Below are 22816 nucleotides of genomic sequence, written 5' to 3'. Positions count from 1 at the left end.
GAAATGCCATGGATTACCCGCAACTACTCGCCCCGGTTCGCGCTTTTCTGCACTGCCCAACTCCCACCGCCTGGATAGAAAAAGCCCGTCAGCCCGAGATGCTGCCGCTGCTGCTCACCGATCATCTGGTCTGCGAACTGAAGGCTGCCCAAACCGCCATGCTGCTGGTGCGCCGCTATGTTGCCGATAAAACCGGCTCAGAAGCGCTGCTGGCCTGGCTGAAACCCTATGAAGAGTTTGCCTTCCGCGAAGGCCCGGAACCGGACTTTGTCGCCCTGCATAAGCAGATCGGCAAAAGCGTGATGCCGCAGACCGATGATGCCTGGGGCCAGGCGCTGATCGACAGCATGGTGCTGCTGATTAAAGAGGAGCTGCACCACTTCTGGCAGGTGCGCGAAGCGATGCTCGCCCGCCACATTCCCTATGTGAAAATTACCGCCAGCCGCTATGCCAAAGGGATGCTGAAAGAAGTTCGCACTCATGAACCGCTGACTCTGGTCGATAAATTAATTTGCGGTGCCTATATCGAAGCGCGCTCCTGCGAACGCTTCGCCGCACTTGCGCCGTGTCTTGACGCGGATTTGCAAAAATTTTACCTGTCGCTCCTGCGATCCGAAGCGCGCCACTACCAGGATTACCTCGCGCTGGCGCAGCAGATTTCGGCCACCGATATTGCGCCGCGCGTGCGCCATTTCGGCGAAGTGGAAGCGGCGCTGATTAGCTCACCGGATACGGAGTTCCGTTTTCACAGCGGCGTACCGGCCTGATTTGAGATCAAAGGAAAATAATGAACTGGACACATATCCTGATGGCGGGCTACGCCGGGATGGCGATCGCCGTGGTCGCCAGCCTGCTGCGTAAAAAAGGGTGGCTGAGCAAAGGGAGCGCGATCGTGCTGGTGGTGGTATTTATCGCCCTGTGGAACGTGATCGACATTAAATATTTGCAGGGAGAGAAGTTAGCCCAGACAGCGGATGAGAAGTTTGACGCGACGGTGCAGCAGGTCCCGGCGTGGAAATTTATCGCCGAACACGATCCCGTCCTGATGGCGAAACTGCGCACCCAGGTGATGGTGATGATGAAAGAGGGGGCGAATGAGCAGAAGGTGATCGACGCCATTCAGCCGCAGATCCTCGCGGTGCAGATGCAGCGTTTGCAGTTTGCGCCGGACGACCTGGTGGTCGCCGAAATGCGCGTGATGATGGAGCAGGCCGCCGAAATTCAGGCGAAAAGCGATGATGCCTGCTTCCGCTTTCAATACCCGGCGGTAAAAGGGGGCATCAACCCGGTGCGCTTTATCTCCCCGCAGATGTTAAAACGCCGCCTCGATACCGAAGCCGCCATGCTCAACGCCTCTTACGGGCCCAATAAACACACGGTGACAGCCGAAGAGCGCGCCAATGCGCAGCGGGATATTGCCACGGTGGTGCAGCCGATGGCGCAGAAGTATGGTCAGGATCTGCAACTGCTGGATGCGCCGCAAAATGCCATCGGCAAAGAGAAGCTGGTCTGCGATATGCTGCAACAGCTTTGGGGTGATGTACTGGCGCTACCGCCGCAGAAAGCCGCCGCGATTGTGCGGCTGGTGCTGGCGACGGAAGAGCAGTGATGGCGCGGGCCGATGCGCCCGCACTTGATTAGAGCGTTTTTAACATCCGCACTTCGCAATCGACGTGCCCGGTGCAGCCCAGTGGGCCGTCGATATGCGCAAACCCGAGGTGCTCATACAGACCGATGGCGTCGGTTAAAAAGGCGGTGGTCTCTAAATAGCAGCGCGTGAAGCCGCTTTTTTTCGCGTGATCGAGCGCCATCAGCGCCAGCTTTTTCGCCAGCCCCTGGCCGCGCGCGCAGGGCAGAAAATACATCTTTTGCAGTTCGCAGATATCCGGCTCGCTGCACTTCAGGGGCGCCACGCCGCCGCCGCCCACTACGTCGCCATTCAATTCCACGACCCAGTAAGCGCAGCCTTCGCGGCTATATAACTGATAAAGCTCGTCCAGTTCAGGATCGGCAACGGTGTAGCCTTTATCAGCCGTCAGGCCATATTCGGCTGACACCTGACGGATCACCGAGGCGATAGCCGCATTATCTGTCGCGGCAATGCGGCGCATTTTGACCTCTACCGGCGCGGTTACATTCATTTTCGCACTCTGTCTGTTGCTTTTTCGGGGATCCTGGTTAATACCACTACAGGGCGCATCTGGCAAGACCAGGAATATTGGGCGCTATTTTTTTGACCGTAAGGTATTTACACTGCACAGTGGAGATAATTCTTAAGCAATATTGCTGTGGTTAACTCCGTTAGCACCTCTTTTTTACAATAAGGATTGTTATGACTTCCGACATTCATGCTTCTGTGGCGGCTCCCGTGCGCCATTTCCGCTTTCAGGGTAGCGGGAAAGGCTATTTCGTTGTTTGGCTGGTTAATATTCTGCTGACCTTAATAACGCTGGGGATTTATTTACCGTGGGCGTTAATTCGCGCGCGTCGTTATTTCTACGAAAACACCGATCTGGAGGGGGCTCGTTTCTCTTACCACGCGACCGGCAGCTCCATTTTTGTTGGCTGGCTCTGCCTGCTGGCGCTGTATGTGATTTTTTTAATTAACGTGGTACATGGGAACGTTATTCTGCAACTCTGCATGATGGGTTTATTTATTCTCTTCTTCCCATGGTTAATTACGCAGGGTCTGCGTTATCAGATGCTGATGACCGAGATTAACGGCGTGCGCTTTAACTTTTACGCCAGCCCGCTGCGCGCGTGGTGGGTGATGATGGGCTGCCCGCTGCTGATTATGGTTGGCGTGGGGATTATTTTCTCTATCTTCGCGACCATGGCGGCAAGCAGCGGCTCAATTAGCGCCATTGTTACGGTAAGCATCGTGGGATCGCTGGCCGTATTGCTGGGTATTGGCGTGATGCAGGGCGTATTTGCCGCGCAGTGGTATGGCATGCTGGCGAATAATTTGCAGTACGGCAAATTAAAATTCTCCGGCAGTTTCTCAATGAAAAAATGCATTGGTATTGTGCTGCTGTCGATGCTGCTGTTTATTCCGTTTATCGCACTGGTGATGGTATTGATTGTGCCAGCGATGATTGAACTGATGCAGTCCGCCTATTTACTGCAGGGCGATCCGGAGCAGATGGCGATGATGATGGGGCCGATGTACGGCAAAATCATGCTGACCTACCTGATCTATATTCTCGGCGCGATTGTCTGCTTTACCTTTGCTTTCGTGAAGCTGCGCGCTTACCTCTACAGCCAGCTGGCGCTGGAAGGGGATATTCGCTTCTCTTCCACGGTGACCGTTGGGCGCATGCTGTGGATCGCCATCAGTAATATGGCGGTGTGCCTGGTGACGCTGTTCCTGGCGTGGCCGTGGGCGAAAGTGCGTATGACCCGTTACCTGCTGGAAAATACCCATGTGCACGGCAACCTGGAAGCGCTGACGCTGGAAGATCACGGCGTGCAGCCGGCGAAAGATCCGGCTAACCTGCTGGCGCGTGGTTTGTCGTTCTATCCGGCGGCGATTTAAGTTCGGTAGAGAGTGCCGGATGGCGGCTGTGATTTAGTCGGTTGAAAATGCCGGATGGCGGCTACGCCTTATCCGGCCTACAAAAGCGGTCGGGCAGAGGAGTTGCCTCATCCGGCCGACAAAAGCAGCCGGGCAGAGGAGTTGCCTTATCCGGCCTACAAAAGCAGCGGGAGTTATCCCGCAGCCAATAAAAAAGCCGGGCGCGATGCCCGGCTTTTCTTTGACTGAGAATTACAGCGCGGCGATAACCGCCTGCTGCTCAATCAGCTTCGCTTTGGTCTGCGCATAGCCGTCGAGCTTCTCACGCTCTTTGGCGATCACAGCTTCCGGCGCGCGGGCAACAAAGCCTTCGTTACCCAGCTTGCTTTCGATGCGGCCAATCTCCTGCTCAACCTTCGCCACCTCTTTCGCCAGACGTGCCAGCTCGGCCTCTTTGTCGATAAGACCGGCCATCGGGATCAGCAGCTCAGCGCCATCAACGATCTTGGTGACCGAAACCGGCCCTTTCTCGTCGGCAGAGAGCAGCGTGATGCTCTCCAGACGCGCCAGCGTCTTCAGGAAGCTCAGGTTGTCGTTTACGCGACGCTGCGCTTCAGGGCTGGCGCTGCGCAGCAGCAGCTCAAGCGGTTTACCCGGCGCGATGTTCATCTCGGCGCGGATATTACGCACCGCAACGATCGCCTGCTTCAGCCACTCGGTATCGGCCACGGCCTGCTCATCCACCTGGGCGGCGTCAAACGCCGGGAACGGTTGCAGCATGATGGTATCGGCATCAATACCTTTCAGCACTTTCACGCGCTGCCAGATGGTTTCAGTAATAAACGGAATGATCGGGTGCGCCAGGCGCAGCAGACCTTCCAGTACCGTTACCAGCGTGTTGCGCGTGCCGCGCAGTTCGGCTTCGGAACCGCCGTTCATTACCGGCTTGGTCAGCTCCAGGTACCAGTCACAGAACTGGTTCCAGGTGAACTCATACAGAATGCCGGCTGCAATATCGAAGCGGTAGCTGTCCAGCGCATCGCGGTAGGCTTTGATGGTCTGGTTGAACTCGGCGAGGATCCAGCGATCCGCCAGCGACAGCACCATTTCGCCGCCGTTGAAGCCGCAATCCTGCTCTTCGGTGTTCATCAGCACAAAGCGGCTGGCGTTCCACAGCTTGTTACAGAAGTTACGGTAACCTTCGAGGCGCTTCATATCCCAGTTGATATCACGGCCGGTTGAGGCCAGTGCCGCGAGGGTGAAACGCAGGGCGTCGGTACCGTGCGGCTCAATGCCGTCCGGGAACTGCTTCTCGGTGCGCTTGCGGATTTTTTCCGCCAGCTGCGGCTGCATCATGTTACCGGTGCGTTTTTCCAGCAGGTCCGGCAGCGAAATACCGTCCACCATATCCAGCGGATCGATAACGTTGCCTTTTGATTTCGACATCTTCTGCCCTTCGTCATCGCGGATCAGACCCGTCATATAGACAGTCTTGAACGGCACCTGCGGTTTGCCGTTCTCATCTTTGATGAAGTGCATGGTCATCATGATCATGCGCGCGATCCAGAAGAAGATAATGTCGAAGCCGCTCACCATCACGCTGGTCGGGTGGAACTGACGCAGCGCGTCGGTGTTTTCCGGCCAGCCGAGGGTCGAGAAGGTCCACAGCGCGGAGGAGAACCACGTGTCGAGCACGTCGTCGTCCTGGCGCAGCGCGACATCCGCAGAGAGGTTGTTCTCCTGACGCACTTCCTCTTCGCTGCGGCCAACGTAGACGTTGCCGTCGTTGTCGTACCACGCCGGAATACGGTGGCCCCACCACAGCTGGCGGGAGATACACCAGTCCTGAATGTCGCGCATCCAGGAGAAGTACATGTTTTCATACTGCTTCGGCACGAACTGGATATCGCCGTTCTCGACCGCTTCAACGGCCGGTTTCGCCAGCACATCGGCGCGCACGTACCACTGATCGGTGAGCATCGGTTCGATCACCACGCCGCCGCGATCGCCATACGGAACGGTCAGGTCGTGCGGTTTGATCTCTTCCAGCAGGCCAAGGGCGTCAACGGCAGCAACGATCGCTTTACGCGCGGCAAAGCGCTCCAGTTTCTGGAACTCAGCCGGGATATCGCTGGCGTAGACGTCGGATTCATTGCCTTTGGTGTCATACACTTCTGCGCTTTCACGGATATCACCGTCGAAGGTCAGAATGTTGATCATCGGCAGGGCGTGACGACGGCCCACTTCATAGTCGTTAAAGTCGTGCGCCGGGGTGATCTTCACGCAGCCGGTGCCTTTTTCCATATCGGCGTGTTCGTCGCCAACAATCGGAATACGGCGGTTAACCAGCGGCAGCAGCACGAATTTGCCAATCAGATCTTTGTAGCGCGGATCTTCCGGGTTTACCGCGACGCCAGTATCGCCGAGCAGGGTTTCCGGACGGGTAGTAGCAACCACCAGGTAATCTTTACCGTCGGCGGTTTTTGCGCCGTCAGCCAGCGGGTAGCGGATGTGCCACATTGAGCCTTTGGACTCGCGGTTTTCCACTTCCAGATCGGAGATCGCGGTGCGCAGTTTCGGGTCCCAGTTTACCAGGCGTTTGCCACGGTAAATCAGATCCTCTTTATAGAGACGGACGAACACCTCTTTCACGGCATTGGAGAGGCCTTCATCCATGGTGAAGCGCTCGCGCTCCCAGTCTACGGAGTTGCCGAGACGGCGCATCTGGCGGGTGATGGTGCCGCCGGATTCCGCTTTCCACTGCCAGATTTTGTCGATAAAGGCGTCGCGGCCGTAATCGTGGCGGGTTTTACCCTCTTCAGCGGCAATCTTACGCTCCACCACCATCTGGGTTGCGATACCCGCGTGGTCAGTACCGGCCTGCCAGAGGGTGTTTTTCCCCTGCATGCGCTGGTAGCGGATCATGGTGTCCATGATGGTCTGCTGGAAGGCGTGGCCCATATGCAAACTGCCGGTGACGTTCGGCGGCGGGATCATGATGCAGAAGCTTTCCTGGCTTTCATCACCGTTCGGTTTGAAATAGCCCTGCTTTTCCCACTGCTCGTACAGCGGCTGTTCGATATCTTTGGGGTTGTATGTCTTTTCCATTATTTCCAGGTTGCCGTGTTCAGGTTAAAACCGGCCACGCGGTAGGCTTTATAGCGTTCGCGAGCCAGTTGTTTCAGAGAGTCTTCGTGAGGGACGAAGTCTATCACTTCTGTGAAAGCGGTGGCAAAATCTGCAAATTCCGCGCGCAGGCTGATTAAGATGTCGCGCGGGCTGCTGTTACGTTTCGCCGGCCAGGCAATCTCGACCGGCGCACCGCCGCGCGGGCCTTCACCGGCCAGGTTGTGCGGCACAAAACTCTCCGCCGGTCGCGCCCACAGCGCTTCATCAAGACGAATGGCCTGCTGCTCATCGACGCAGGCGATCAGCACGCGTTTGCCATGACGCCAACGTTCTGCGGCAATCTCACACACCAGCTGCTCGACGGCGCTTAAACCATCTTGTTGGGTGTCATTGTCGAGAAGATAGAACGTCGCATTTTTCATATATGGGGCTTTTGGTTGAGGTTTTAAATGCAAAGCCCGGTGGCGCTACGCTTACCGGGCCTACGCTGTTTTGTAGGCCGGATAAGGCGCAGCCGCCATCCGGCGCACAAAGTCACATGTTACTCTTCGCCGTTAAATCCGGCGCGATTGAGCAGGAACTGCGACAGCATGGCGACCGGACGCCCGGTGGCGCCTTTCGCTTTACCGGAACGCCACGCGGTGCCGGCGATATCCAGGTGCGCCCAATTGTACTTGCGGGTAAAGCGCGCGAGGAAGCAGCCTGCGGTGATTGCACCACCAGGACGGCCGCCGATGTTCGCCATATCCGCAAAATTGGACTCTAACTGCTCCTGATACTCATCGCTCATCGGCAGACGCCACGCGCGATCGCCCGCCTGCTCGGAGGCACCAATCAGCTCATGGGCCAGCGGATTGTGGTTCGACAGCAGACCGGTAATGTGGTGGCCCAGCGCAATCACGCAGGCACCGGTTAACGTTGCCACGTCGATCACCGCTTCCGGCTCGAAACGCTCAACGTAGGTCAGCACATCGCACAGCACCAGGCGGCCTTCGGCGTCGGTGTTCAGCACTTCGACCGTTTGACCGGACATGGTGGTGAGCACGTCGCCTGGGCGGTACGCGCGTCCGCCAGGCATGTTTTCACAGCCCGCCAGCACGCCGGTGACGTTGATCGGCAGTTGCAGTTCAGCCACCATGCGCATCACGCCATACACCGCCGCTGCGCCGCACATGTCGTACTTCATCTCATCCATGCCTTCGCCAGGCTTGAGCGAGATACCGCCGGAGTCAAAGGTCAGCCCTTTGCCAACCAGCACAATTGGGCGCGCATCTTCAGACGGGTTGCCTTTGTACTCAATCACCGACATCAGCGATTCGTTCTGCGAACCCTGGCCGACGGCGAGATAGGAGCACATGCCCAGCTCGCGCATCTGTTGTTCGCCAATCACGCGGGTAGTGACGTTTTTGCTGTAGGAGTCCGCCAGCTGGCGCGCGTGGGAGGCGAGATAGGCCGGGTTACAGATATTTGGCGGCATATTGCCAAGATCTTTCGCCGCTTTGATACCGGCGGAGATCGCCAGACCATGCTGGATCGCGCGCTCGCCGCTGGTCAGCTCGCGACGGGTCGGCACGTTGAAGACCATTTTACGCAGCGGGCGACGCGGCTCGCTTTTGGTGGTCTTCAGCTGATCGAAGCTGTAGAGCGTCTCTTTCGCCGTCTCAACGGCCTGGCGCACTTTCCAGTAGGTGTTGCGCCCTTTAACGTGCAGTTCGGTCAGGAAGCAGACCGCTTCCATCGAGCCGGTATCATTCAGCGTATTTATCGTTTTCTGAATGACCTGCTTGTACTGACGCTCATCCAATTCACGCTCTTTTCCGCAACCAATAAGCAAAATACGTTCGGAAAGCACATTTGGCACATGGTGCAGCAGCAGGGTTTGACCCGGCTTGCCTTCCAGTTCGCCGCGACGCAGCAGCGCACTGATATAACCGTCGCTGATTTTATCCAGCTGCTCGGCAATCGGAGAGAGCCGGCGCGGTTCAAAGACGCCAACAACGATGCAGGCACTCCGCTGTTTCTCCGGGCTACCGCTTTTTACACTGAACTCCATGCACTACGCTCCTGAATCTTAAAGACAACGGCGGCGGCTACGGATAGAATTGCAAGCTTTCGTAACTCAGGTCCGCTGTTGCGGTGACTTCGTGTTAATCTTAACGTTACTGCGGTTTCGGCACGTCAGAATCGGGTCTCACGCACGTATCCGCTGAGTATATTAATCTTAGCGATCATTTCGACGACTCAAGAGAATAAATGACGTTTAAGCCATGAAACAAGCGATTTTCCAGCAAAAAGACTGGTTTTTACGGGCGTAATTAAAGTGATAATCACAAGATATCTGGTGCGGGAGACGCTGAAAAGCCAGCTTGCAATCCTATTCATCCTGCTTCTGATTTTCTTTTGTCAGAAATTGGTCAGGATTTTAGGCGCAGCCGCTGATGGCGAAATCCCCACGAACCTCGTTCTCTCTCTGCTCGGGCTTGGCGTGCCAGAGATGGCGCAGCTTATCCTGCCGCTGAGCCTCTTCCTGGGTCTGTTGATGACGCTGGGTAAACTTTATACAGAAAGTGAAATTACGGTGATGCACGCCTGCGGCCTGAGCCGCGCGGTGCTGGTGAAAGCGGCGCTGGTGCTGGCGCTCTTTACCGGTGCGGTGGCGGCAGTCAACGTGATGTGGGCCGGGCCGTGGTCTTCGCGCCATCAGGATCAGGTGCTGGCCGATGCCAAAGCCAACCCTGGCATGGCGGCGCTGGCGCAGGGTCAGTTCCAGCAGGCGACGGACGGCAATTCGGTGCTCTTTATCGAAGGCGTGGACGGCAAGAACTTCACTAATGTCTTCCTTGCCCAGCTGCGTCCAAAAGGCAACGCCCGTCCTTCAGTGGTGCTGGCGGACTCCGGGCAGCTCTCCCAGCATAAAGATGGTTCGCAGGTGGTGACCCTCAACAGCGGCACGCGCTTTGAAGGCACGGCGATGCTGCGCGACTTCCGCATTACCGATTTCCAGAACTATCAGGCCGTTGTCGGTCACCAGGCCGTGGCGCTCGATCCGACGGATACCGAGCAGATGGGGATGCGCACGCTGTTCCACACCGACAATCCGCGCGCCAGCGCCGAGCTGCATTGGCGTTTAACGCTGATTTTCGCCGTGGTGATGATGGCGCTGATGGTGGTTCCGCTGAGCGTGGTCAACCCGCGTCAGGGCCGCGTGCTCTCCATGCTGCCCGCGATGCTGCTCTATCTCATCTTCTTCTTGTTGCAGACCACCCTGCGCTCCAATGGCGCGAAAGGGAAGCTCGACCCGATGATCTGGATGTGGGCGGTTAACCTGCTCTATCTGGCGCTGGCCGTGGTGCTGAACCTGTGGGATACGGTGCCGATGCGCCGGGTTCGTGCCCGTTTTACCCGTAGAGGAGCGGTATAATGCAGGCTTTTGGCGTTCTCGACCGCTATATCGGTAAAACCATTTTTACCACCATCATGATGACCCTGTTCATGCTGGTGTCGCTCTCGGGCATCATCAAGTTTGTCGACCAGCTGAAAAAAGCGGGGCAGGGGAGCTACGATGCCCTCGGCGCAGGTTGGTATACCCTGCTCAGCATGCCGAAAGATATCCAGATCTTCTTCCCGATGGCGGCGCTGCTTGGCGCACTGCTCGGCCTCGGCATGCTGGCGCAGCGCAGTGAACTGGTGGTAATGCAGGCCTCTGGCTTCACCCGTATGCAGGTTGCGCTGGCGGTGATGAAAACCGCGATCCCGCTGGTGCTGCTGACCATGGCGATTGGCGAGTGGGTTGCGCCGCAGGGCGAGCAGATGGCGCGTAACCAGCGTGCGCAGTCGATGTACGGCGGCTCGCTGCTCTCGACCCAGGCTGGCCTGTGGGCGAAAGATGGCAGTAACTTTATCTATATCGAACGGGTGAAGAGCGATACCGAACTGGGTGGCGTCAGCATCTATGCGTTCACCAAAGATCGTCGTTTGCAGTCGGTGCGCTACGCCGCGTCGGCGAAGTTCGACCCCGAGCATAAAATCTGGAATCTGTCGCAGGTCGACGAGTCTAACCTGACCGACCCGAAACAGGTAACCGGCTCGCAGACCGTGAGCGGGACGTGGAAAACCAACCTGACGCCGGACAAGCTCGGCGTGGTGGCGCTCGATCCCGATGCGCTCTCCATCAGCGGCCTGCACAACTACGTGAAGTACCTGAAATCGAGTGGCCAGGACTCCGGGCGCTACCAGCTCAATATGTGGAGCAAGATCTTCCAGCCGCTCTCCGTGGCGGTGATGATGCTGATGGCGCTGTCGTTTATCTTCGGCCCGCTGCGTAGCGTGGCGATGGGCGTGCGCGTCATCACCGGCATCAGCTTCGGCTTTGTCTTCTACGTGCTGGATCAGATTTTCGGCCCGCTGACGCTGGTCTATGGCATTCCGCCGGTGGTCGGGGCGCTGCTGCCAAGCGCCTCCTTCTTCCTGCTGAGCCTGTGGCTGATGTCACGCAAGAGCCAGTAAAACATCAAGAGAGGCTGCGGCCTCTCTTCTTTTTTGCAAGGAGCACACGATGTTTTCCCTCGCCAGGCGCTTTGCCCTCCGTTTCTCCACCGCACTGCTGTTCGGCATGCTCAACGCCCTTTTCACCATGGCAGTTTTGAGCGGGCAGTGGCTAACCTCTGCTGCGGGCGACGGCGCGCTGCTGGCCTTTGAAGCCGCAGTAGTGCTGCTGGCGCTGCTGCTGGTGCAGTGGCTTATCCGCCGTGCTGCTGCGCTGGCGCAGGCCGTTGGTACGGTGCGCCGCGGCTCGCCCGAAGAGGCGCAGGCGGATCGCGTGCTGGCACGCTTTAACGCGGCGGAGACCCTGCTCGATCAGCTCTGGATGAGCGCGCTGCTGCCGGTGATTGCCGGGTTTTTCCTCCTCGATACGCACCTTGCGATGTACCTCCACGGCGGCCTGCTGGTGCTGGCGATTGCTGTCACCTTCTGGCAGGGCAACCGCCTCGACAAGCTGCGTAATACCCACGGTTACCACGCCGGTTTTGGCCGTACAACGCCCTGATACCTTTCAGTAAAATCTGGTCTTTGCCCCGCTGCGTCCGGCGCGGGCTATGCTTGAGGGATGTTTCACTACACTCCCGGAAGATTATGTCCAGATTCTTTTTCAACGACCGCAAGCAGCTGGTCAACGACGCCATCGAAGGGCTGGTGATCTCCGCCCCGCACGGCAACCTTGTACGCCTTGAGAGCGATCCGGCGATCCGCATCGTCGCCCGCGCCGACTGGGATAAAAGCCGCGTAGCGGTTATCTCCGGCGGCGGCTCCGGCCATGAACCGGCCCACGCCGGGTTTGTCGGTAAAGGCATGCTCACCGCCGCCGTCTGCGGCGATCTCTTTGCTTCACCGAGCGTAGACGCGGTGCTGAACGCCATTGTGGCGGTAACCGGCGATCGCGGCTGCCTGCTGATTGTCAAAAACTACACCGGCGACCGGCTCAACTTCGGCCTCGCAGCAGAAAAAGCCAAACGCTACGGCCTGAAAGTAGAGATGGTGATCGTCGCCGACGACATCGCGCTGCCCGATAACAAACAACCGCGCGGCATCGCCGGCACAGCGCTGGTGCACAAAATTGCCGGTTACGCCGCAGAGCAGGGCAAATCCCTGAGCGAAGTGCGCGACCTCGCCCAGCAGGCCTGCGACAACGTCTACAGCCTCGGGCTGGCGATGGAGAGCTGCAACCTGCCGGGCAGCGACAGCGAAGAGGGGCGCATTCAGCAGGGCCACGTTGAACTTGGCCTCGGCATTCACGGCGAGCCGGGCGCGAGCACCCTTGAGACCCATAACAGCAAATCGCTGATCGATACATTGGTTGAACCGCTGCGCGCGGCGGTGGGCAACGATCGCGTGGCAGTGCTGATCAACAACCTCGGCGGCGTCTCGGCGCTGGAGATGGCGCTGCTGACCAAAGAGCTGGCCCATTCAGCGCTGAAAGATCAACTGGCTTACCTGATTGGCCCCGCGCCGCTGGTCAGTTCGCTCGATATGAAAGGTTTCTCGCTTTCCCTGCTGCGCTTAACGGATGAGTTTGAGCAGGCGCTCTGCGCCGAAGTGCAGACCGTCGGCTGGCAGAAGCCGGCCGCCTTTGCGCCGATGAAAACCCAGCCGCACAAAGCCGTTTACACCGGGCTGGAGATTGAGCCTTCCGATAATCCACAGGTAAAAGCGCTGGTCGGCACCGCCGCGCAGACGCTGCTCGACCTGGAAAACCGCCTTAACGCGCTGGATGCGAAAGTGGGCGATGGTGATACCGGCTCGACCTTTGCCGAAGGCGCGCGCGAGATCAAGCGCCTGCTGGAGCAGAGCGCGCTGCCGCTGAACAACACCGCGCAGCTGCTGCAACTGATTGGCGAGCGGCTGGCGACAGTGATGGGCGGCTCCAGCGGCGTGCTGATGTCGATCTTCTTTACCGCCGCAGGCCAGGCGGTGCATAACGCCACGCCGTTGCCCGACGCGCTGCTGCTGGGGTTAAAGCAGATGAAACACTATGGCGGGGCGGATCTCGGCGACCGCACGCTGATCGATGCGCTACAACCGGCGCTGGAAGCCCTGCGCGATCGCGGATTAGCCGCTGCCATCGATGCCGCGAAAAAAGGGGCAGAGAGCACCGCCACCATGCAGAAAGCGGGCGCGGGGCGTTCATCTTACGTCAACAGTGAGAACCTTGAGGGCGTGACCGATCCCGGCGCAGTAGCGATTGCCGAAGTGTTTGCCGCGATAGGGAAATAGGAAGAGGTGCCCGGTAGTTTACCGGGCACAGTTGCCGTAACGCATATGTCGCTGAAACCGCGTAGGCCGGATAAGCGTTCACGCGCCATCCGGCATTTAACCCGCACGCTCAACAACGCGCCGTCCGGCGTTAAACCTGCCCGGCGGCATTGACGCTCACCGGGCTAACGGCTTAAAAATCCGCTTTCAACACTACGCGATAACGCGCTTTACCGTCGCGCACATGCTGCAACGCTTCGTTAATCTGCGACATCGGGAACATCTCAATGGTCGGCGCAACCTTCGCACGACCGGCAAACTTCATCAGCTTACGCAGCTCGTACGGCGTACCGGTTGCGGAACCGGAGACGCTGCGATCGCCGCCAATCAGCGTAAAGGCAGGTACTTCCAGCGGCTTCATCACGGCACCAACGGTGTGGAAATGGCCGCCGTGCGCCAGCGCTTCGAAGAAGGGCAGCCAGTCAAGATCGACGTTAACGGTGTTGATGATCAGATCATACTGACCCGCGCGCGCTTTCAGCGCTTCCGGATCGCGGCTGTTGACCACATAATCCGCGCCCATCAGACGCACTTCCGCCTCTTTTGCCGGGTTCGAGCTGAAGGCCGTCACTTCGCAGCCCATCGCGCGCAGCAGTTTGATGGCGATATGGCCCAGACCACCAATACCGATCACGCCAACGCGGCTGGTGGCGGTGATGTTGTGCATCAGCAGCGGTTTAAAGACGGTGATGCCGCCACAGAGCAGCGGACCGGCGGTTTCAATATCAATGCTGTCCGGCAGGGGAATCACCCACTGCCAGCCGGCGCGGATTTTATCGGCGAAGCCGCCGCGGTTCAGAATGGTCGGCACCGCGCCTTCCAGGCAGTTGATCTGGTTGCCGTCGATACAGGCGTCGCAGTGGCCGCAGCTGTGCGCTGTCCAGCCGATACCGACGCGCTGGCCCACTTTCAGCCCTTTGTTCTGCGCGGCGTCACCCAGTGCCACCACGTGGCCAATCACTTCATGCCCGGCAACCAGCGGATACTGGGAGAAGCCCCATTCGTTGTCGATCATCGACAGGTCAGAGTGGCAGATCCCGCAATAATCCACGGCGACTTCAACATCTTCAGCCGCCAGCGGGCCTGCATCGTATTCCTGAAGCTCAAGCTCGGCGCCAGCCTGTGGCGCGGCGTAGTTTTTGATGATGCTCATCACGGATTCCTTTATGTTGAGGGAGACGCTTGAAGTGTAGGGCATCTGCCGCCTCTCTGGCAGCCTGCGGCTGTGCATACCGCCCGTTTCGTTAAGCGATTGCTCTGAAAGCCGCGTTTTTTAGGATTTTCCATCCGCATATTAAGCCGCAGCGACTTTGCAACACGATGTGTCCGAACCATCCTCAAATAAGGGCGCAACGCGCAGTCAACGCTCAGCGCCATTCTCTCTCTACAGGAGCAACGATGATGGCGAATCAACCGCAACACACCGGCGATGCTGGCGTCGCATTAATCAAATCCTTTGAAGGGCTACGGCTGGAGAAGTATCGCGATGCCGTCGGCAAGTGGACCATTGGCTACGGGCACCTGATCCTGCCGAACGAGAACTTCCCGCGCCCGATTACCGAAGCGGAGGCTGACGCGCTGCTGCGCAAGGATTTGCAGACGAGCGAGCGCGGCGTGCACAGGCTGGTGACGGTCGATCTCGACCAGGAGCAGTTCGATGCGCTGGTGTCGTTTACCTTCAACCTCGGCGCCGGGAATTTGCAAAGCTCGACGCTGCTCAAGCTGTTAAATCAGGGCGAATATACGCAGGCCGCCGACCAGTTTCTGCGCTGGAACAAAGCGGGCGGCAGAGTGCTGCCCGGCCTGACACGGCGGCGCGAAGCGGAGCGGGCGCTGTTTTTGCAGGCGGGTTAGCCTGAAGAGGCCGATTATTCGTGATAGTCGTATATAAAAGATATGCCGCCGGGTTAACGAGGCAGGCGCAGCAGTTTACCATTACGCTGTTTTTTTCATCACTTAGCAGAGGGCTGCAGGATAGTGACTTGCATAGCCCTCGATGGCAGGTATAATCCAACAAGTTTCCGCATCCCCTTCCGTGCCGGAGTGGCGAAATCGGTAGACGCAGTTGATTCAAAATCAACCGTAGAAATACGTGCCGGTTCGAGTCCGGCCTTCGGCACCAATTCCTTTCCTAGCCCTAATCTAATATTTCAATCTAACTAACATATCGAACTTATAGGTCCGCTCTTTTCAAGCTTGTGTGGGCTTGGTATAAAGAAGGAAAAATCTTATTAGGGAAACAGGTATGATCAGTTTAGAAAAAATGTTTGGCTCCAGAGTTTACGTTATCCCAAAAAATCAGAGGGGTTACAGTTGGACACCCAAAGAGATAGATGATCTTTTTAGCGATTTAGACTTAATGGGGGATCAGTCACATTACTTAGGGACTGTAATCTGTACAAAATGCGGTGACTTTACAGATGAAATCGATAAAACACCGACCTATCAATATATACTTGAGGACGGCCAGCAGCGGCTGACCACGTTTTTATTGATAATTAATGAATTACGCCGTAGATTTTTGGAAATTGATGAGCGTGAGACTGTTGAGTCTGATGGGCTGAGTAGATTAATAACCTACAAGAAAGGCTCGATAAGTATTAGGATTGAAAACCAAAACACTGCCTTAGACGAATGTCTCAAGCATCATATTCTTGGGCATCCTTCTTTACCGGGCGTGCTTACCCCTCCTATGAGATGCCTTCAAAAAGCAAAAGAACATATTGCTTCTATAGTTAATAAAATAGATTTGCGAGATGAGCTTATTGAACTAAGAAATAAAGTCTGTAAGCAAGTTCAAATAATTGATGTTGATTTGGCAAGTGCACGTATAGATCGCTACCTAACATTTGATGCGATAAATTCAAGAGGGTTGCCATTAACTGAGTTCGATAAAATAAAAAACTTTTGTATTTTGATCTCTGATAAAAGAGGGATGGATGTCGCGCCAGAAGATAAATGGTATACGGCTATTAGTAACCTTGAAAAATTTAAAGTTAGCTCTAGAAATATTGAAAATGCCTTTATCGCTGAGCTTTATTCGGTTTACCATGGAGTAAATACCGGTAATAACGATGTGCATGATTCTTTTGTTAAAGAGTATCGAAACCTTTTAGAGGGTGAGAACGCTCAAAAAGAAAGGAGCTTTAAAGGTTTTATTGATTATTGGGTCTCATATTCAGAGGCGTTCTCATTTATTAACTCTCGATATAAAGATCAATATTATAATTCTTTGTGCTCTAAAGGCGCAGGGCAATGGTTGGATTCAATTGATAATTTAGGTTTACAAGGAGTAACTAAAAAAATAATAACAGCAGCATATTTGTCAAACCAATCAGAAAATGGCAAACAAGATTTCGAAAAAGTATGTCGCGCTTGCGAAATTTATACATTCCGAATGCATGCACTGTCCCGATACAGAGTAGATAAGAATTCTAAAGTTATACTTAATATAGCAAATCAAGTTTTGAAGAATAATAAGGATGCTCAGTTTATTATAAGTGAGTTGGGTAAGCTGCTTAGTTCAAGTGCTAACTTAAGAAGCTCAATTAATAAATTAATGAGTGGGGATTTGAATTATAAAAACTGGATTGGATATCTTTATTACTTTTTATACGAGTATGAAGTAAGTATTTCTGCCTCTGGCGTCCATCGTATTCCTTGGGCTCGCTCGGATGAAGAGAAAGAAAACTCGATCGAACATATATTGCCAAGAGAGCACCGTGACGCAGATTGGTGGGAAAAACATTGGCCCAATCCTTTGATTGCAGATAAATTTGTGAATCGGTTAGGTAATTTAGTTCTCACTAAAGGGAACTCATTTTTAGGTAGAAAACCTATTGATAAAAAATTATATGACCAAGAAAGCGAGTATTTCTACACTCATAAAAAAGCAACTAATTCAGAAAAAAACTTAAAAAATTATACTGATGGTTCTTCATGGAAGGAAATGAATATTTTGAAGCGTGAGTTAGATTTAGTTAAATTCGCTGTCGATAGATGGGCAATTCCATTTAAAGAGGATGAAGGATATATTGAAGTACCCGAGGTGTATAAGCAAAATATACCTCAATGTACTGATATTGAAGTTAAGTTTGAAGATTACGAAATTATTGATAATTATGAGCTTGATGAAACCGAGCCTGATATAGAATATGATTAATTAATCAATTGAGTTTATCCTTAATATTGAATCATGGAATGCACCTAACCTTCAAAATAAAGGTTAGGTGCTAGTTTAACGTAGTGCGTTAGTGAATTCGTTTAAACCTTTATAGTTTCTTAAAGAAGCAATTCCATCTTCCACATGTGCAGCCCATGCTTTTATAGCTTCTTTCTGTTCAATATGTGGATATAGCATCTTAAGCACTAATTCCGTAGTCTGAAGGGTCTCACCTAACCACGTTATTTTATCCAGCACTAAAGAACCATCTAGTTTCTTAGTATCTCTTTCTGGTGAATAACGAAATTCGCTCTCAATTGAGCGAAAAAAAGCTAAACGTGCGGCCACATTTGGGGTGACGCCAGTGTATCCTTTCAATTTTTTGAGCTGCTCTTCTGTCTGTCGGCTTAATTGCATGCGATTAGGGAGCATCAGATTGCCTCCTTAGTTAATTCCCAGAAATAACCCGGTTTAAGCGAAGAGGACTTGGTTCGCGCGTTAAATACAATTTCATAAGCATGCGAAATGTCATCCCGCAGCCTGTCAACGAAATAGCGTTCATCCACTTCAGTATCTGTAGATAACAATACGACCTGATGGCTGGCTTCAGGGAAATAATGATTGATCAACTTATCCCTATGCTGTGAGTCAAGACGGCCTAATGGCGTATCAATAATCACAGGCAAGTCACGCCCAGATGTTTTTGCTAACGCTTCAAGAATGGCAATGGCATAAATTTGCTTTTCGCCCGCAGAAAGTAATTTGCGATTAATGACTGAGCCATTTTCATCAACCAATTCGACATCAAATGTATCTGGGTTGATATGGGCATTTAATTGCAGATCTTCCTTCCGCGCTAATTTTCTGTAGGCATTTTCAAAGTTTGTTGCCAGCGTTTTTACTCGTGCTTGTGTTAAGACATCACTGTATCGGCTAAGCAAGTTAATAGCTTCTTGTGCGTTTCTCAATGCGCTGTTAGAGCCATGCTGATTACGCGCAAGATCGTGGTTTTTCTGGATTTTACGTACGCAATCTAGCTGTTGTTGCTTTATTTTTCTGGCTTCATCAAGCAGGGATATATATTCCTGGCGTTTTTTCTCACGCTCTTTATCAAGCTCGCGCAGCTTGTCAAAGATATCCATTAACTGGTCGTCTTCCGGTGCGCGCGCAATATTGGCGGCTGCTTGCTCTAGTTGTTGCTCAATGTCAGTTAACTGAAGACGATACGAGTCGAAACGCTGCCACGCTTTTTGGCTATCTTGCTCAATTGATTGCTGCAGCATGCCTGCTTCTCTTTCAGAAACATCAAAGAGCAAATCACCCTTCGGCTTTGCCGCCATGTAATCTTTCAAATTATCAGCGATCGCTTCGGTCGCGATAATTTGTGTACTACTCCCGCTACTAGTGCGGAACGCAATATCATTTTTGAGTTGTGCCAGGAACTTCTCCAGCTCCTTCTCAAAACTTTTGGCTTGTTTGATCTCTGCTTCTTCAGCAATTCTTTTAAGTAGTTGCCCTAAAATATTGGGAGCCAGGGCATAGGGTAATGATCCATCGCACTCCTGACGCAATGCTTTTTCGAGCCGCTCTTTTTCTTTCAGGAGCGTCTCAACTTTAATCTTTTCCTGGGTTTTGGTTTGCGCAAATGCGCCGCCCTGAGCGTTCAATTGCCCTTCGTAGCGAATGATTTCTTTGGATAAAAGATCAATACGTATTTTTGCAAAGTCAGCTTTTTCGAGTAGTTCTTCTGCCTGAAATGCTAACTTTTGGCCTTCCGCCTCGAGTTCTGCCAGCTTTTGCTGCTGCGAACCTTCAAGCTGGTTGGTCTGCTGACGTTTGATAAAAATCGTCAGATCGTTATGCAATTTTGCGATGAGGTCCAGCCCCAAAAGGCGGCGTACCGCAGTGCGCAGGATCTTACCGGACTCGTCTTCTGCGAGTTCAGCAATTTTTTCACCATCAAAAAAGAACAGGTCAGCAATACCGTGTGGGATTAATTCATTAAGGAATCCCTGGCATTGATCATAATTCATCTCTTTAAGAGGGATCCCATCTTGCTGCAGCGATAAATTATCTTTCCTGCCTTTTTTCCAGCTTCTCGTGACAGTGAATTCGGCTTCACGCCCATCTTTGTTGTAAGTGAAGCTCAGCTCTACGGCAGCTTCATCAGGATTGTCTGTGACATAAGCGCCCTTATGAACCAGGGAGCTGAGCTGTTCAACATAATCTTGCTGTTGAGTGGCCTGACCGAATGCCAGACGTCCATACAACGCCAATCTTATGGCAGATAAAATTGAGGTTTTGCCTGCGCCATTTAACCCACCAAAGAGGACGATAGGACGCTGGTTTGTATCATTTGGTCGCTTTCTGGGAGCCAGATCAATGGTATGCGTACCGTTAAATACCCGGAAGTTGCGCAAAACCAGTTGCTTAATTAACACGTTCGTTTTCCTCGCCGGCAAAGAGAGATGATTCACTGGCATCAACGATTCTGCGTTGTAATACCTGAAGTTCAGCTTCCAGTTTTGCTACTTCTTCCTGATGAATATCACGGTCATTGCGCGTTTGTAATTTTGCATGTTGCTGCTGAATCTCTTCCAGCGTGCCCCAATCTTGTTTCAAGATGGTACCCAGTTTGTCGAAGATTCCCTGGCGACGGCTCAAACCTTCCATTGAGGTTTCAAGCTCGATCAGCTTCATTACCATTTCAGGTTCAACGTCAAAACCTTGTGCAATTTGCATCAGCAAATCGGCATCGCTGGCATCAAACCTGGATTGATCGTCAACAACCCAGTCCAGATCGCGTTGGTAAACCTCCCGATAAATGCCGGGCAGGGTATCGTACCAATCTGGTTCGTTGGGATCCTTCAGCCACTCTTGCCGAATAGCATGTAGCTCCGGCTGTGTGATCAGCGTGATGGTATGACCTTGCGCATTCAAATCGCGTTCGATTTCTAACAAGTCTTTTAGCCACTGCTGGCGATACTTGAGCCAGTACGGGCCCGGCACGTGTTTGCGTTCTGCAGTGATATCTTCGCCATCTTTAGCGTATTGATAGCTCACTTTCCCGGTACGACGTTTGTAGTTACGGAAAGTATCCTTGTTAACAGGATCGGTTGTGAACGCAAGGAGATCACGATACTTGAGCAGAGGAGACATCCACTCCTCACCGTTTTGTATCAGACTTTCCATCGCTTTATCTTTCGTGACGACAGTACATGTCCAGCAACCAAATCGGGAGTTGCCACAAGAGGGGGTGCTGTCATCAATGACCAGCGGGCACTCACCTTGTGCAGAAGAATCCATATATAACGTCCATAGCGGACGGTTATTACCACCCCACGGGCTTTCCCACTCTTCAATATCATCAGGAGAGTAGCGAAACGCTCCTCTCAATAATTTCCAGACATCTTCCACATCCCATGTATCAATCGGTGTATAGATGAATGCATTGGGTAACGTGGTGTGGCGTGCAAGGCGTGTACCATCGATTTTATGTTTTGCGATGACCTGCGCACGCGATGAACTCTCGCTGCTACGCGAACCCAGAACAACAATAACTTCATCAAACTGGCTGACTTTATCTTTTATAAAATCACTAACCGGATTGATTTTCATGCGCTCTGTACACCAGCGGAAACTCCGGGTTGGGGCTGGGTATCCTTTCCCCAGCAAATTAACCCAGAAGGTTTCATTGGTTTTTGGCATTACTGCATGTTGAGTGATCGGGAGGCCATTGCGTTTAGCGCCAGCCTCTATCTGCAACATGGTTTTTTTAATCAGATCAACAACAACTGGCGTTTCTACCAGCGTATCGGATGAGACCAAAAACACATCTTTACTGCGCATTTCCGGAGGGAGTCCGAGCAACGCCAGATATACCAGGGTGATCACGGCGGAAGAATCTTTCCCACCGCTGTAGCCAATTACCCAAGGGCGTTTATCCGCACAATAAATTCGTTGCACTTCAGCAACATATTCAGCCAGGGGGCGTCCTGAGAACTGCTCCTGATTGATAAAGTCTTCATATTCGGCCAGATCAAAGGCCTGAACTAATTTACTCATAAGGCAACCATTTGAGCTTCAAGCTCTTGTTCTTCGGGGGTAAGTGGGAGAGAGAGCGCTTGCTTTAACGCATTACAGGTTAGCTGAATTGAAGTGCCAGTCTTGCTCAACTTGCCATGCTGCATTGCTCGCTTAACCATTTCAGGGTTGCTTTTGCGCCAGTCGAAATTTTTCAATTCTTTAATTTTTTCCTGCCATTGCTCAGGTTCTTCAGTCAGTAATGCACGACCAAGCAGACCTAAAGCTTGCAGTCCAATACCGTGGGCATGCACATAGTCCTGACGTAACTGCGCCGGAGAGACTTCTTTTCTTGCGGCAAGCTGCCAGTCAGGCATGACCTGGAAAACTGCCTGCCAGTAAATCGCGGCTATATTGGTATTGTCTTCGATACTGCCAACTTTTGGGTCTTTACCCAAAAGCGCACGGGTCGCTTGCTTGATACTGCTAAGCGTGAAGAGCTTATTTGAAAGTGTACTAATACTGGATTTTTCGAGCTCCGTAAGACCGACAAAAGGTTCAATAGACATCGCCAGGTAACGCGCAAGGTTTGAGCTTACATCGCGATGATCGTACAGAGCCGACAAAGAAGGACTTGGGCGAATGGCATATTTGTTTAAGTCAGCAAACATTTGCTGGCTGCGCTTCAACCCTTCATCAACAAAAAACAGGACCGGAATGTTGTCTTGCCCCAGTTCAGGTCGCTCCGACAATGCATCCTCGATCGCTTTACGACGGTGCTGACCGTCATTGATAAGAATTTGCGCATCCATTGGCACACGCAATGTTCCAAGGTTATTTGAACCGGAAAACTCATCGAACTGCACATCCACAGCAATCGATGCAGTGAGAGCCGAAAAGACATAATCCTTCGGATTCTCAAGCAGATAACGCACCATTTCAGGTATGCGAGATTTATTCAAAATGCGCTGCGCTCGCAGCTCTGGCGGGACATCCGTTTCGTCAAAGCTGAAAATTTTAGGTATGATGCGCATCGGGCAAGTCGCAATGTAGAATGGCCTTCCAGCTTGCATACCTCGCACAGCGGGGAAAGAGTAGCAGTAATCAGCATCGAAGTTTGCCATGGCAGTTCCGTGTGTTCGAGGAGGTTTTTACGTCATATTTTACGTAAAAACCTT

General features: G+C 53.3%; 19 protein-coding genes and 1 tRNA gene. 11 read left to right on the top strand and 9 right to left on the bottom strand.

Annotated elements, in window-relative coordinates:
- The first annotated feature begins 8 nt into the window (after positions 1-8).
- Both miaE and N7V53_RS14040 read left to right on the top strand, forming a co-directional pair.
- Positions 9-767: a tRNA isopentenyl-2-thiomethyl-A-37 hydroxylase MiaE gene (gene miaE, locus N7V53_RS14045; protein ID WP_023480189.1), complete on the top strand. Its 759-nt coding sequence runs from the start codon at positions 9-11 to the stop codon at positions 765-767.
- 20 nt (positions 768-787) lie between these two features.
- Complete coding sequence (locus N7V53_RS14040; protein WP_279793740.1) at positions 788-1609, top strand: topoisomerase II; 822 nt, start codon at positions 788-790, stop codon at positions 1607-1609.
- Between the two features lie 28 nt (positions 1610-1637).
- Here the strand turns inward: N7V53_RS14040 and N7V53_RS14035 are convergent, their stop codons facing one another.
- Entirely contained in the window at positions 1638-2141 is a 504-nt protein-coding gene (locus N7V53_RS14035) for a GNAT family N-acetyltransferase (RefSeq protein ID WP_023480203.1), read from the bottom strand.
- Positions 2142-2332: 191 nt separating this feature from the next.
- Here N7V53_RS14035 and N7V53_RS14030 point away from each other — a divergent pair, with 191 nt between their 5' ends.
- A complete protein-coding gene (locus tag N7V53_RS14030) occupies positions 2333-3535 on the top strand; it encodes a DUF898 family protein (protein ID WP_076768981.1) in 1203 nt (400 codons plus the stop codon).
- Between the two features lie 231 nt (positions 3536-3766).
- On the opposite strand, the gene N7V53_RS14025 is transcribed toward N7V53_RS14030, so the two are convergent.
- The 3 genes from N7V53_RS14025 to pepA all read right to left on the bottom strand — a co-directional run bounded on the left by N7V53_RS14025 (position 3767) and on the right by pepA (position 8696).
- Complete coding sequence (locus tag N7V53_RS14025; protein ID WP_279793739.1) at positions 3767-6622, bottom strand: valine--tRNA ligase; 2856 nt, start codon at positions 6620-6622, stop codon at positions 3767-3769.
- On the bottom strand, positions 6622-7065 hold the full coding sequence (gene holC, locus N7V53_RS14020; RefSeq protein WP_023480242.1) for a DNA polymerase III subunit chi: 444 nt from the start codon (positions 7063-7065) through the stop codon (positions 6622-6624). Before holC ends, N7V53_RS14025 begins: the two co-directional genes overlap by 1 nt.
- Before the next feature lie 119 nt (positions 7066-7184).
- Positions 7185-8696 carry a leucyl aminopeptidase gene (gene pepA, locus N7V53_RS14015; RefSeq protein WP_023480432.1) on the bottom strand — a complete coding sequence of 504 codons (1512 nt, stop codon included), beginning with the start codon at positions 8694-8696 and terminating at the stop codon, positions 7185-7187.
- Positions 8697-8849: 153 nt separating this feature from the next.
- Here pepA and N7V53_RS14010 point away from each other — a divergent pair, with 153 nt between their 5' ends.
- The 5 genes from N7V53_RS14010 (at position 8850) to N7V53_RS13990 (ending at position 13414) form a co-directional block, all read left to right on the top strand.
- Entirely contained in the window at positions 8850-8900 is a 51-nt protein-coding gene (locus N7V53_RS14010; protein WP_216848985.1) for a hypothetical protein, read from the top strand.
- 63 nt (positions 8901-8963) lie between these two features.
- Positions 8964-10064: an LPS export ABC transporter permease LptF gene (gene lptF / locus N7V53_RS14005; RefSeq protein WP_034813424.1), complete on the top strand. Its 1101-nt coding sequence runs from the start codon at positions 8964-8966 to the stop codon at positions 10062-10064.
- Positions 10064-11149 carry an LPS export ABC transporter permease LptG gene (lptG, locus tag N7V53_RS14000; RefSeq protein ID WP_023480195.1) on the top strand — a complete coding sequence of 362 codons (1086 nt, stop codon included), beginning with the start codon at positions 10064-10066 and terminating at the stop codon, positions 11147-11149. Before lptF ends, lptG begins: the two co-directional genes overlap by 1 nt.
- 49 nt (positions 11150-11198) lie before the next feature.
- A complete protein-coding gene (locus tag N7V53_RS13995; protein WP_279793738.1) occupies positions 11199-11690 on the top strand; it encodes a hypothetical protein in 492 nt (163 codons plus the stop codon).
- Positions 11691-11776: 86 nt separating this feature from the next.
- Positions 11777-13414: a dihydroxyacetone kinase subunit DhaK gene (locus N7V53_RS13990; RefSeq protein ID WP_279793737.1), complete on the top strand. Its 1638-nt coding sequence runs from the start codon at positions 11777-11779 to the stop codon at positions 13412-13414.
- 172 nt (positions 13415-13586) lie between these two features.
- Here N7V53_RS13990 and N7V53_RS13985 read toward each other — a convergent pair whose 3' ends face one another.
- Complete coding sequence (locus N7V53_RS13985; RefSeq protein WP_023480305.1) at positions 13587-14606, bottom strand: NAD(P)-dependent alcohol dehydrogenase; 1020 nt, start codon at positions 14604-14606, stop codon at positions 13587-13589.
- A 248-nt stretch (positions 14607-14854) separates the two neighbouring features.
- Between N7V53_RS13985 and N7V53_RS13980 the strand changes: the two genes are divergently transcribed.
- The 3 genes from N7V53_RS13980 (at position 14855) to N7V53_RS13970 (ending at position 17615) form a co-directional block, all read left to right on the top strand.
- Complete coding sequence (locus N7V53_RS13980) at positions 14855-15307, top strand: lysozyme (RefSeq protein ID WP_279793867.1); 453 nt, start codon at positions 14855-14857, stop codon at positions 15305-15307.
- A 183-nt stretch (positions 15308-15490) separates the two neighbouring features.
- Positions 15491-15575: transfer RNA gene (locus N7V53_RS13975), tRNA-Leu, on the top strand.
- 123 nt (positions 15576-15698) lie between these two features.
- Positions 15699-17615: a DUF262 domain-containing protein gene (locus N7V53_RS13970; RefSeq protein WP_279793736.1), complete on the top strand. Its 1917-nt coding sequence runs from the start codon at positions 15699-15701 to the stop codon at positions 17613-17615.
- A gap of 75 nt (positions 17616-17690) precedes the next feature.
- On the opposite strand, the gene dndE is transcribed toward N7V53_RS13970, so the two are convergent.
- From dndE to dndB, 4 genes are read right to left on the bottom strand one after another with little or no spacing between them, the layout of a single operon-like run.
- On the bottom strand, positions 17691-18047 hold the full coding sequence (gene dndE, locus N7V53_RS13965) for a DNA sulfur modification protein DndE (protein ID WP_279793735.1): 357 nt from the start codon (positions 18045-18047) through the stop codon (positions 17691-17693).
- Positions 18047-20056 (bottom strand): DNA sulfur modification protein DndD, encoded by a 2010-nt coding sequence (gene dndD / locus N7V53_RS13960; protein ID WP_139568479.1) that lies wholly within the window; start codon positions 20054-20056, stop codon positions 18047-18049. Before dndD ends, dndE begins: the two co-directional genes overlap by 1 nt.
- The gene (dndC, locus tag N7V53_RS13955) at positions 20046-21680 is read right to left on the bottom strand and encodes a DNA phosphorothioation system sulfurtransferase DndC (protein ID WP_054804004.1); all 1635 of its coding nucleotides are present in this window, start codon (positions 21678-21680) and stop codon (positions 20046-20048) included. Before dndC ends, dndD begins: the two co-directional genes overlap by 11 nt.
- A complete protein-coding gene (gene dndB, locus N7V53_RS13950) occupies positions 21677-22762 on the bottom strand; it encodes a DNA sulfur modification protein DndB (protein WP_076768977.1) in 1086 nt (361 codons plus the stop codon). Before dndB ends, dndC begins: the two co-directional genes overlap by 4 nt.
- Positions 22763-22816: the final 54 nt, after the last annotated feature.

The organism is Kosakonia sp. HypNH10 (assembly GCF_029850615.1).
Taxonomy (GTDB): domain Bacteria; phylum Pseudomonadota; class Gammaproteobacteria; order Enterobacterales; family Enterobacteriaceae; genus Kosakonia; species Kosakonia cowanii.
This window is presented reverse-complemented; position numbering and strand designations above follow the sequence as displayed.